This is a genomic window from uncultured Caulobacter sp. (assembly GCF_937900395.1).
GTDB lineage: Bacteria > Pseudomonadota > Alphaproteobacteria > Caulobacterales > Caulobacteraceae > Caulobacter.
This window is the reverse complement of the sequence record NZ_CALCDX010000072.1, coordinates 19,984-31,948: the sequence shown is the minus strand read 5'-3', so window position 1 is coordinate 31,948 and position 11,965 is coordinate 19,984. Positions and strand designations below refer to the sequence as shown.

Annotated in this window: 7 protein-coding genes; 3 read left to right on the top strand and 4 right to left on the bottom strand. The window is 67.8% G+C overall.

What is annotated here, in order from left to right; translation table 11 throughout:
* Positions 1 to 533: LacI family DNA-binding transcriptional regulator (locus Q0379_RS06435; protein WP_299005895.1), on the bottom strand; the 533-nt coding region annotated here is incomplete at its 3' end.
* A gap of 634 nt (positions 534 to 1,167) precedes the next feature.
* On the opposite strand from Q0379_RS06435, the gene Q0379_RS06430 reads away from it, so the two are divergent.
* The 3 genes from Q0379_RS06430 (at position 1,168) to Q0379_RS06420 (ending at position 7,487) form a co-directional block, all read left to right on the top strand.
* Positions 1,168 to 4,251, top strand: a complete 3,084-nt coding sequence (locus Q0379_RS06430; RefSeq protein ID WP_299005892.1) for a TonB-dependent receptor — start codon at positions 1,168 to 1,170, stop codon at positions 4,249 to 4,251.
* A 155-nt stretch (positions 4,252 to 4,406) separates the two neighbouring features.
* Complete coding sequence (locus tag Q0379_RS06425) at positions 4,407 to 5,927, top strand: tryptophan halogenase family protein (RefSeq protein WP_299005890.1); 1,521 nt, start codon at positions 4,407 to 4,409, stop codon at positions 5,925 to 5,927.
* 9 nt (positions 5,928 to 5,936) lie between these two features.
* On the top strand, positions 5,937 to 7,487 hold the full coding sequence (locus Q0379_RS06420; RefSeq protein ID WP_299005889.1) for a tryptophan halogenase family protein: 1,551 nt from the start codon (positions 5,937 to 5,939) through the stop codon (positions 7,485 to 7,487).
* A gap of 298 nt (positions 7,488 to 7,785) precedes the next feature.
* Here Q0379_RS06420 and Q0379_RS06415 read toward each other — a convergent pair whose 3' ends face one another.
* Genes Q0379_RS06415 through Q0379_RS06405 form a run of 3 tightly spaced genes read right to left on the bottom strand, consistent with a single transcriptional unit; the run spans position 7,786 to position 11,956 of the window.
* Positions 7,786 to 9,336, bottom strand: coding sequence for a DHA2 family efflux MFS transporter permease subunit (locus Q0379_RS06415; protein ID WP_299005887.1), 1,551 nt, complete (start codon positions 9,334 to 9,336; stop codon positions 7,786 to 7,788).
* 22 nt (positions 9,337 to 9,358) lie between these two features.
* Positions 9,359 to 10,489, bottom strand: coding sequence for an HlyD family efflux transporter periplasmic adaptor subunit (locus Q0379_RS06410; RefSeq protein WP_299005885.1), 1,131 nt, complete (start codon positions 10,487 to 10,489; stop codon positions 9,359 to 9,361).
* Between the two features lie 27 nt (positions 10,490 to 10,516).
* Positions 10,517 to 11,956: an efflux transporter outer membrane subunit gene (locus tag Q0379_RS06405; protein ID WP_299005883.1), complete on the bottom strand. Its 1,440-nt coding sequence runs from the start codon at positions 11,954 to 11,956 to the stop codon at positions 10,517 to 10,519.
* Positions 11,957 to 11,965 lie beyond the last annotated feature (9 nt).

Genomic DNA, 11,965 nt, shown 5'->3' with positions numbered 1-11,965 from the left:
TGGCCCAGCGAGAAGAGGTGCTCGACCACCTCCCGCGCGGCGGCGCGGTCGTCCATCGCGATGGCGGGAAAGCGGGGATCGGGCGTGGTCGGCGAGATCAGGACGCAGCGCACGTCCAGCTCGCGCATCAGATCCTTCATCGGTCCGAAGTCGCATTCCGGCGGCAGCAGGATCATCTCGCGCAGGCCGCCGTCGCGAACGAAGGCGCGGACGCGATCCCGCCAGCCGGGGACGGGCCCTTCGGACAGATCGACTGTCAGGTGCCGTCCGGTCTCGACGCAGGCCAGCAGCAGGGCGTGATGGACGCGGGTGTGGTAGCCGCCCGACGGGTCGCCCATCAGCACGCCGACCGAGCCGGACCCCTGCGCGCGGAGGCCGCGAGCCGCGGCGCTGGGCTGGTACCCAAGGTCGCGCATGGCCGCCTGAACGCGATCACGCGTCTTGGCGCTGACGCTCTCATGATCGTTGAGAACGCGAGAGACGGTCTTGGGCGACACGCCCGCCCGTTCCGCCACGTCATTGATCGTCGTCATGGGTCCCCGCGCTCGTTCGCGCGTCAAGCTAGGCCGGGCATGCGGCCTTTGAAAGGCGGCCTCGCGAGACGACGAACGCCGATCCTCTAACCGATGATGTCTCGCCTGTCATGCCTTGGGACATTCTCGGGTCAATTTATCGGACATAGTTGGGACATTTCGCGGCCGAGCAGGACCGCCGACGCGCGCCCCCTTCGATCGATACGGCGCGGGCCCGCCGGCCAGCGCTCACGGTCACGCGTCTGAGTCCGCGATCAGGATGTCGAGCCGTAAAAGCTCGGTTTTTCAAGCTCTGTAAGGGGCATGCGCGAAGCGTGACCTCTTTTTTCATGTGACCGGTACCTTCCTGGCGGGAGCAAGGTTGCGCCGCGTAACGCCTTGTCTCGCAGGAATGACAACGTTGACATTCTTGTTGACTTGCTCGGGACATTTCTGAAATGCGCCCGCGTTCGGTGAAGGCCAAAGACCAGAGCCGAATGTCCGGGCGCTGGGGGCGCCAAGGGTTGGACAAGCGCCCGCGCGGTGTTTGACGGGCCCAAGAAAGCCCCTGACGCGCCTCGCCGACCGACGCGCGGAGCGCCGGCGCGGGACCGGGCGGGCGGCCAATAAGAACGACCTATTGGGGAGCGAGGAATTGTCTCAGGAAGCAAGGAAAGCCGCGCTCGCGCGCGGCCTGACGCTGGCGCTCGTCGCTGGCGCATCGCAGCTGGCGCTGGCCACGGGCGCCTTCGCGCAGGAAACCGCCGCCAACACGGAAGTCGAGGAGATCGTCGTTACCGGCGTCCGCGGCTCTCAGATGAAATCGGTCGACGTCAAGCGCCGCGAGGCCGCCATTGTCGACGCCATTTCGTCGGAAGACATCGGCAAGCTGCCGGACGTCACCATCGCCGACTCGCTGCAGCGCATTTCGGGCATCCAGATCCAGCGCGACGCCGGCGAGGGCAAGACCGTCAACATCCGCGGCCTGCGCCAGGTCATCACCCTGCTGAACGGCGAACAGTATCTCAGCGCCGGCAACATGGGCTCGGCCCAGCCGGACCTGCTGGACGTGCCCTCGCAGCTGATGAACCAGGTGCTGGTCTACAAGTCGACCGACCCGCGCAACGCGCTGTCGGGCATCTCGGGCACGATCGACCTGCGCACCCGCCGGCCCTTCCAGTTCAAGGAAGGCCTGACCTTCACCGGCGCGGCCGAGGCCCAGCGCGGCGACCGCACCAAGAAGGACGACTACCTGGTCAACGGCGTCGTCAACTGGCGCAACGACCGCGTTGGCCTGATGGTCGGCGCGGCCAAGAGCAAGTCTAACCTGGGCAACAACTACTCGGGCACCGTCGGCCTGTCGGGCAACAATGACTGGGGTGGCGGCTTCGCGACCAGCTATATCTCGCCGCACGGCTACGAGAGCTTCAACCGCGTGGTCGAGCGCGATCGTCTGGGTATCAACGCCGCGTTCGAAGCCGACCTGGGCGAGGGCTTCACCCTGATCGCCGAGGGCTTCTACGCCAAGCTGGACGAGTACAACCGCGCCGTTGGCATCAACATCTCGAACCGCTGGGACGGCGGCGCCTTCGGCACCTGGAACCAGCCGACGGCCTCGACGCCGGTCGGCATCGGCAACTGGCTGGCCGTCGACGAGTATGACATCAACGCCTGGTGGGTGAACTCCTTCAGCGTCAACCGCACCACCAAGTCCAAGACCAAGAACTACAACTTGGGCCTGGACTACGACAACGGCGGTCCGTTCACCTTCGAGGCCCGCGCCATCCGCGCCGATGGCAACCGTCTCAGCATGAACGGCCAGGCCCAGGGCGACCTCTCGAACTGGCGCTATGGCGACGGCCGCTTCAACCTGTTCCGCGACGCTGCCGATCGCACGCGCGGCACCTTCTATCCCAAGGCCATCTGCGACAAGTTCTCCGCCTCGCGCCGGACGAACAGCGTCACCGGCAGCGCCGGCGGCTGCTACCTGGATCCCAATCCGCTGGGCTACGGCGCCAATCCGCAGCTGCACTACGACATCAGCGGCGATCACCCGGTGTGGTCGGGCTTTGATCGCCCGCTGGTCGGCGGCCTGGGGGCCGGCAAGTCCCTCAAGGACTACATGGCCAACAAGGACAGCTACGCCATCGGCGCCTTTTCGTCGGAAGGCAACAACGAGGTCAACTCGGACATGAACGTGTTCCGAGCCGACGGTCACTACAAGTTCGACGACAAGCTCCTGGGCTTCATCACCAAGATCGACGGCGGCGTGCGTCAGAGCAAGCGCACGGTCGAGGTCGAGCAGTTCCACCTGTTCTCGGGCTTCTACGGCGGCACGCCGGGCGCGGTGCAGGCCAACGGCCAGCCGGTTCCGGCCGGCGGCTGCGAGGCCCAGTGGAAGGCCATCGACGTCGTCATGAACCAGAACCAGTGCCAGGCGGGCGAGTTCGTGCCGGATCCGGTCACGGGCCTGCCGGTCTTCCAAGGCTACACGGTCAATCAGCCGACGCGCCTCGACACCTACAACAACGTGGTCTGGGTCGACGACCTGGGCGGCGTCACCAGCGGCATTCCCGGCTTCTGGGCCATCGATCCGCGTGACTTCGACGACGCGGAAGCCTTCCACAAGAAGGTGTTCGGCGGCGCTATCCGCGTCCAGGTGCCGGGCCAGACCTACGACGTGTCCCTGAACGAGCAGAGCGCGTTCGGTTCGACCAGCTTCGAGTTGGGCGGCCTGTCGGGCATCTTCGGCCTGCGCGTGATCGAGACAGAGCTGCGCGTGAAGCAAAACCTGACCGGCGACACCCGCAACTACGGCGACACCAACGCCGACGCGGGCGACCAGGTCACCGAGCGCAAGTACACCGACTGGCTGCCGTCGCTGAACGTCACCTACGACTTCAATGAGCACCTGAAGTTCCGCTTCGCCTACAGCAAGACGATGCAGCCCCTCGACCTGGGCAACTACGGCGGTGGTCTGAAGATCAACACCGCCGACTGCGGCGCGGCTCTGCCGAATGTCCGCTGCGTCACCAGCGCCGAGGCCTCGGGCAACCCGATGCTGGATCCCTGGCGGTCGAAGAACTTCGACGGCGCCATCGAGTACTATTTCGGCCGCGCCTCGATGCTGAACATCTCGGCCTTCAAGCTGAAGATCGACAGCTTCGTGACCAGCGGCGTCACCACCGGTCGCTTCCCTGACCAGGACGGCGTGATCCGTCGCACGGTCAACGTCACCCTGCCGATCCAGGGCGACGGCGGGGAGGTGAAGGGTCTGGAAGTCGGCGCCAAGCTGGCGGTCAGCGACTTCATGCCCGACCTGGGCTTCTTCTCGAACTTCGGCGTGGACACCAACTACACCTACTCGCCGAGCAAGGAGTCGCGCCTGGGTCTGGACGGCGAGAAGCTGCCCTTCCAGGACAACTCCAAGCACCAGTTCAACCTGATCGGCTGGTACCAGGACGACAAGCTGCAGGCGCGCGTCGCCTACAACTATCGCACCGATCGTCTGGCCGAGGTGATGAGCAACAACATCCCGATCTACCAGGACAGCACCGGTTATGTGGACGTGAACGTCAGCTATAACCTGCGCGACAACGTCACCCTTTACTTCAACGGGTCGAACGTCTCGGGCGAGATCGAGGAATATTACGCTCGCTTCGCCAAGGGTAAGACCCAGTACATCCGCCAGAACGAGTTTGAGCCCCGCTACACGCTGGGTGTCCGCGCGCGCTGGTAAGCGTTTCCTCTCACCTCCTGCCGGCCGCCGCGCTTCCCCCTTGCGGCGGCCGCTTTTTTCGCGGGGCGAGACCTGTCGGGCGACGCGGCGAGCCGCTAGCCTTGACGCAACCGGGCGCCAGATCCGGATCCTGAACAGTCACTGGGGAAGGTCCTATGCCGGACAACAGAGTCCGCAAGCTCGTGATCGTCGGCGGCGGGACCGCCGGCTGGATGGCGGCCGCGGCGCTGCGTCGGCATTTCCAGGGCGGCCCGCTTGAGATCACCCTCGTCGAAAGCTCCGAGATCGGCACGATCGGCGTGGGCGAAGCGACCATCCCCACGATCCGCGGCTTCTATCAGCAGCTGGGCCTCTCCGACATCGAGGTGATGCGCGCGACCCAGGCGACCTGCAAGCTGGGCATCCGCTTCGACGGCTGGCTGCGCGAGGGCCACGCCTTCATTCACCCCTTCGGCCTGTTCGGCCAGGACCTGCGGGGCGTCCCGTTCCACCATTATTGGCGCAAGCTGGCCCAGGGCGGCGAGCCGACGAACATCCAGGACTATTCGCTGGGCGCGTCGCTGGCGGCCGCGGGCAAGTTCATGGCCCCGCCGCGCAATCCGGCCAACAGCCTCTCGATCTTCGACTGGGCCCTGCACCTGGACGCGGGCCTGTTCGCCCAGCTGATGCGCCGGGTCGCCGAGGACAATGGCGTCCGCCGCGTCGACGCCCGGATCACCAAGGTCAATCTGCGTCCCGAGGACGGCTTCGTCGCCTCGCTGGATCTCGACAACGGCGCCGCCGTCGAGGGCGATCTCTTCATCGACTGCTCGGGCTTCCGGGGGCTGCTGATCGAGGAGGCGCTGGAGACCGGTTACGAATCCTGGAGCGACCTGCTCTTCTGCGACCGCGCCTTCGCCGTCCAGAGCGAGGGCGTCGGCGATCCCGCGCCCTATACCGAGGTCAAGGCGCAGACGGCCGGCTGGCGCTGGCGGATTCCGCTGCAGCACCGCTACGGCAACGGCTATGTCTTCTCCTCGCGGCATATCAGCGACGAGGCCGCCCTGGCCGAGCTGAAGGCCGCCGTGCCCGACCGCCTGCTGCACGAGCCGCGCCTGATCCGCTTCAATCCCGGCCGCCGCAAGCAGGCCTGGAACCGGAACGTCATCGCGCTCGGCCTTTCTTCGGGCTTTCTGGAGCCCCTGGAGAGCACCTCGATCGCGCTGATCGAGACGGGCATCGAGAAGATCAAGGCGCTGTTCCCGGACAAGGACTTCGCGCCCGAGCTGGTCGACGAGTTCAACGACTGGTCCCGTCGCGAGATGGAGCGCGTGCGCGACTTTATCGTCTTGCACTATTGGGCAAACCAGCGCGGCGACACCGCCTTCTGGCGCGACTGCAACGCCGTGGTCTTGCCCGAAACGCTGCGCCGCAAGGTCGAGCTCTTCCGCCAGCGCGGCCACTTCCTGCGCTACCGTTGGGAGATGTTCCAGCCCGCCAGCTGGATGGCCATCTATGCCGGCTTCGAACTGCTGCCGGAGATGGTCGATCCAGCCCTCGACGGCATCGACGCCCAGGCGCTGAGCGCCCCGCTCGCCGAAATGCGCAAGGCTATCGCCGAGGTCGTCGCCTCGGCGCCCCCGCACGCCGCCTTCCTCGAACAGTATTGCCGCCCCCAGCCCGTGGCCGCGCAGTAGGATTTGACGATGACCCACACCCATCCCAACGCCATCCGCAAGATCGTCATCGTCGGCGGCGGCTCGGCCGGCTGGATCACGGCGGCGATGCTCAGCCACTACTTTCAGCGTGGCGGTTGCGCGATCGAACTCGTGGAGTCGGAGGAGATCGGCACGATCGGCGTCGGGGAATCGACGATCCCGCCGTTCCTTCAGCTACTGGCCAGCCTCGGGATCGACGAGCAGGCGTTCATCCAGGCGACCCAGGCCAGCTTCAAGCTCGGCATCCGCTTCGAGGACTGGAAGGCCACGGGCGAACGCTACCACCATCCGTTCGGCGCGATTGGCGGGCCGATCGGCCCGCACGAGTTCTATCAGTGCTGGCTGCGCGCCAAGGCGGCCGGGCATCCCTCCGAACTTCAGGATTTCGCGCCGGGCTCGATCATGGCCCAGCAGGGCAAGTTCATCCTACCCTTCAAAGCGCAGCGGACCCTGATCGCCGGCGCCAGCTACGCCCTGCACGTCGACGCGCGGCTGGTGGCCCGGTACCTGCGCGACTACGCCGAGGCGCGCGGCGTCAAGCGGACCGAAGGCATCGTCTCCGACGTCATCACCCACGCCGACGGCTCGGTCGCCAAGGTGCGGATGAAGGACGGGCGCGAGATCGAGGGCGACCTCTTCGTCGACTGCACGGGCTTCCGGTCCTTGCTGATCGGCAAGACGCTGGAGACCCCGTTCGAGGACTGGTCCGACATGCTGCTGTGCGACCGCGCGGTGGTGGTGCAGACCGAGAACGTCGGCGCGCCGCATCCCTACACCCTGTCCAAGGCCGAGGCGGGCGGCTGGCGCTGGCGCATCCCGCTGCAGCACCGGGCGGGCAACGGCTACGTGTTCTGCTCGCGGTTCGTCAGCGACGACGAGGCCCGTGCGACTCTGCTGGGCGGGATCGAGGGCCGGCCGCTGATGGAGCCGATGTTCATCCCGTTCAAGACCGGCGTGCGCCAGCGACTCTGGGAGAAGAACGTCGTGGCGGTAGGGTTGTCGGGCGGCTTCATCGAGCCGCTGGAGTCGACCGCTCTGCACCTGATCTATCGTGGCGTCGACTTCCTGCTGCGCTTCTTCCCCGACCGCGACTTCGATCCGGCGCTGAGGGCGGAATACAACCGCCGCATGGTCGCCGACTATGAGGAAATCCGCGACTTCATCGTGCTGCACTACTGCAAGACCCAGCGGGACGACACGCCGTTCTGGCGCGCGGTTCGCGAAGCGCCCATTCCAGAGAGCCTGAAGGCGCGGATGGCCTTGTTCGAGCACAGCGGCGTGCTGCGCGAGGGCGTCGACGACATGTTCCGCGATCCCTCCTGGCAGTCAGTCATGGAGGGCATGGGCGTGCGGCCGCGGCGCTATCAACAGCTCGTCGATACAATCCCCTATGAGGTGATCAGCCAGACCCTTGACCAGTCAGCCCCGATGCTGGCCGCCCAGGTCGCGGGCCTCCCCAGCCACGGCGAGTTCCTGGCCAAGAACTGTCCCGCCCCGCCGCCAGAGGCGCCGATGGCGCCGTTCAAAACGGTGGCCTAGGGGAGCGCGGGCCGCTTGAAATAATGGATGCGTTTGCGTTGCGAAGCCTGGAGATCGGCGGTGTAAATTCGAGCTCATTGATCGTTGCTCGCTTTGCGCGGGGCGCCGCGCGATCGACGAGGAGACTTGGGCTTTGGGGACAGCGTTAGCTTGGCGAGTGGAATTTCCGAGCCAGCGTTAACCTGTGCCCCAAGTTGGCGGATTGCCGCTCCGTTTTAGTTTCAATGGGTTAGTTGGACGGCGTTAAGTGGTCCCGGCAGACCCGCAATCGAACGCGGGCAGGCCGGGCGGCGGCGGTCTAGTCGGCCGCCGCGGCGCCGCCGCTGCCCAGAGCCTTGCGAGTGAGCCAGATCAGGGGGATCAGGATCACGCACAGCCAGGCCGAGACCCGGAAGAAGTCCAGGGCCGCCAGCAGATAGGCCTGGTTGATCACCTGCTGGGTGATCGCGCCCACCGCCTGGAGGTGGGTCATACCGGCCGCCTGAAGCTTGTTGACCGCGTCGACCCAGGCCGGGCTGCCCGAGCTCATGGTCTCGGCGAGACGAGTCTGGTGCACGGCCTCGCCGCGGTCCCAGATGGTGGTGGCCAGGGAGGCGGCGAAGCTGCCGGCGGTGATCCGCGAGAAGTTCGACAGGCCCGAGGCCTGCGGCGTCTGCTGCGGCGGGATGCCGTTCAGCGAGATCGTCACCATCGAGATGAAGAAGGTGCTCATCGCCACGCCTTGCACCAGCATCGGCATGACCAGCACCCGGAAGCTGGCGTCGGGCGTATAGCCCGAGCGCATGTAGAACGAGAGGCCGAACGCCGCGAGCGAGATGGTCGCCAGCCAGCGCGCGTCGATCTTGGTCATCAGGCGGGCGGTGAACGGGGTCAGGAAGACCGCGACCACGCCGCTCGGCGCCGCCACCAGGCCCGCCCAGGTGGCGATGTAGCCCATGCGGGTCTGCAGCCACAGCGGCAGCAGCAGGTTGTTGCCGAAGAACACCGCATAGCCGAGGCAGAAGGCCAGGGTGCCGATGGCGAAGTTGCTGGACCGGAACAGGGTCAGGTCGACGATCGGGTGCTTCTCGTTCAGCTCCCAGATCGCCCAGGCGACGAAGAAGATGATCGCCACCCACATCTCGACGACGATGGCGGGCGAGGAGAACCAGTCGGCCTCCTTGCCGGTGTCCAGCATCACCTGCAGCGCGCCGACCCAGATCAGCAGCAGCATGAAGCCGGTGCGGTCGATCGGCAGCTTGCGCGTCGGGGTCTCGCGGCTGGCCATGTTCCGCCAGCAGACCAGCGCGCACAGGATCCCGACCGGCACATTGATCAGGAAGATCCACGGCCAGGAGATGTTGTCGGAGATGTAGCCGCCCAGGATCGGCCCGCAGATCGGCGCCACCAGGGTGGTCATCGACCAGATGGCCAGAGCGGTCCCGCGCTTGTTCGGCGGGAAGATCATGATCAGCAGGGCTTGCGAACCCGGGATCATCGGTCCCGACACGGCCCCCTGCAGGATCCGGAAGAAGATCAGGGACGAGAGATTCCAGGACACGCCGCACAGGAACGAGGCGATCGTGAACAGGATCACCGAGGCCACGAAGGTCTTCACCACCCCGTAGCGGCCCATCAGCCACCCCGTCAGCGGCACCGACACCCCGTTGGCCACGGCGAAGGCGGTGATCACCCAGGTGCCCTGGCTGGAGCTGACGCCCAGATTGCCGGCGATCGTGGGGATCGAGACGTTGGCGATGGTGCTGTCCAGCACCTGCATGAAGGTGCCCAGCGCCAGGGCGATCGAGGTGATCGCCAGGGTCAGGCCCATCATGGGCGGCGGACCGCCCTGGGTTTGTTCGGACGCCATGCCGGCGGCTCCTTGAACGGATCTACTGCTTGGCGACGTCGATCTTGGCCTTCATCGATAGGCCGACGCGGAGCGGATGCTTGGCGAGTTCGGCGGGGTCCAGGGTGATCCGCACCGGGACGCGCTGGACGACCTTGATCCAGTTGCCCGAGGCGTTCTGGGCCGGGATCAGCGAGAAGGCCGAGCCGGTGCCGCCGGCCAGGCCGCGAACCTTGCCGTGGAACTTAACGCCGCCGCCGTAGAGGTCCGAGGTCAGCACCACAGGCTGGCCGGGGACGACCTTGTCCAGCTGCACTTCCTTGAAGTTGGCGTCGACATAGGCCTCGTGCGTGGGCACGACCGCCATCAGCGGCGCGCCGATGGCGACCTGCTGGCCGACCTGCACCGACTTGCGGGCGACGACGCCGTCGGTTGGGGCGCGCACGACCGTGCGGGCGAGGGTCAGGCGCGCGGCGTCGAGGCGGGCGCGGGCGGCCTTGACCTCGGGGTTCTCGCCGACCGAGGCGCCGGAGATCAGCACGGTGTTGGCTTCGCGCGAGCCCAGCGCCGCGTCGCGGCTGGCCAGGGCCTGGGCGCGGGCGGCCTGGGCGGCGTTCAGCGCGGCCTGGGCGTTGGCGAGGCGGTTCTGGGCCGCGGTCAGCTCGTCGCCGGAGACGGCGCCTTCGCCCACCAGGGCCTGGCGGCGCGAGAAGTCGATGCGGGCCCGCTCGACGTCGGCCTTGGCGGCGGTGATCTGAGCGTCGGCGCGGGCGACGTCGGCCTGGCGCGCCTCGAACTGGCCGCCCAGGGCCGTATCGTTGGCGAAGTAGCCCTTCACCTTGCGTTCGGCCTGGCCGAGCGCGGCTTCGGCCTGGGCGACGGCGATGCGGGCGTCGGCGTCGTCGATGACGACCAGCGGGTCGCCTTTCTTCACGGCCTGGGTCTCGACGACGAAGATCTTCGCCACCGGACCGGGCGACAGCGCCGTCACCTGGGCGGTCTCGGCCCCGACATAGGCGTCGTCGGTCTCGACGAAGTGGCTGTCGAAGGCCAGCCACCAGGCGCCATAGCCGACCAGGCCGACGGCGACCACACCGGCGAGAAGGGTCAATTGGCGGCGGCGCTGGCCATTGGCCTTGGCTTGCGGGGCGGCTTGCGGAGCGGAGTCGGACATGGGGGGAGTCCTAAGAAGCGATAGGGGTCAGGCGCCGGTGAAGCCGCCGCCGAGGGCGCGGATCAGAGCGATGTCGAGGGCGAAGGCGCGGCTTTCGAGGTCGGCGACGGTCCGGCGCTGGGCCAGAACCGACTGCTCGGCCAGCAGCACCGACTGGTAGGTCGACAGCTGGCCCTCGTAGCGCAGGCGGGCGATGCGATAGGCGTTCTCGTTGGCGGTCAGGGCCGCGCGCGCGTCGGCCAGGCGCGAGGTCAGGGCCTTCTCGCTGGCGGTGACGTCGGCGACCTCGCGCAGGGCTTGGGTCAGGGCCGCGTCATAGCTGGCCACGGCCGCGTCGCGGTCGGCCTGCGCGCCGCGCAGGCCGGCGCGCAGGGCGCCGCCCTGGAAGATCGGCAACCGCAGGGCGGGACCGACCTGGCCGATGTCCGAACCGCTGTCGAACAGCTTGTCGAGGTAGAGAGACTGGACGCCGACGAAGCCGGCCAGATTGATATCCGGATAGAAGGCGGCCTTGGCCTGGCGGGTGCGGGCGGTGGCGGCCTCGGCCCTCCAACGGGCGGCGACCACGTCGGGGCGGCGGCCGATCAGGTTGGCCGGCAGGTTCTGGGGCAGGCCGAACGGCTTGATGGTCGCGGCGGCCGGGCGGGTGATGGCGAGGCCCCGGTCGGGACCGGCGCCGAGCAGGGCGGCCAGGGCGTTGCGGGTCAGGACGATCTGCTCGTCGAGGGCGGAAAGCTCGGCGCGCGAGGCCGGCGGCCCGGCCGCGGCCTGCTCGCTTTCCGCCCGGGTGTCGAGGCCGTTGGCGACGCGCCGGGAGACGAGCTTGGCGGTCTCTTCGCGTAGGCGGACGGCCTGTTCGGCGACGTCGCGCTGGGCGTACAGCCGCGAGAGCTCGGCATAGGTCGAGGCGACCGCGGTCGACAGGGTCAGGCGCGCCTGGGCGGCGTCGGCCTGGGCGGCCTTGGCCTCCGACGTGGCGGCCGCGACCGCCGCGCGGTTCTTGCCCCAGAAGTCCAGCTCCCACGAGACGTCGAGGGCGATGCGGCCGACGTCATTGTAGCCGTGCGGCACGAAGGCCGGTGGGATGCCGTTGTTGTAGCTCTGCTTGCTTTCGGCGACTTCGGCCCCGAGGCCGACGCGCGGCAGGTCGGCCGACTTGGCCTGAGCGACCAGGGCCTGGGCGCGGCGCAGGCGCGCTTCGGCGACGGCGAGGGTGGGCGAGCCCTTGAGCGCCTCGTCCTCCAGGGCGTTCAGCTGAGCGTCGCCATAGCCGGTCCACCAGGCGTCGGCGGGCCAGTCGGCCGACGGGGCGGCGAGGCTCTGGGCGGCGGCGTAGGTCTCCGGCGCCGCGGCGACCCGCGCGGCCTGGGCAGGCGGCAAGCTGGCGCAGGCCGCGAGGACCAGGGCGCTGGCCGCCCCCAGATAGGCTCCGCTACGGCGAAGGGCGGTGATTGGTAAGGTCGGCATGGAGAAGGC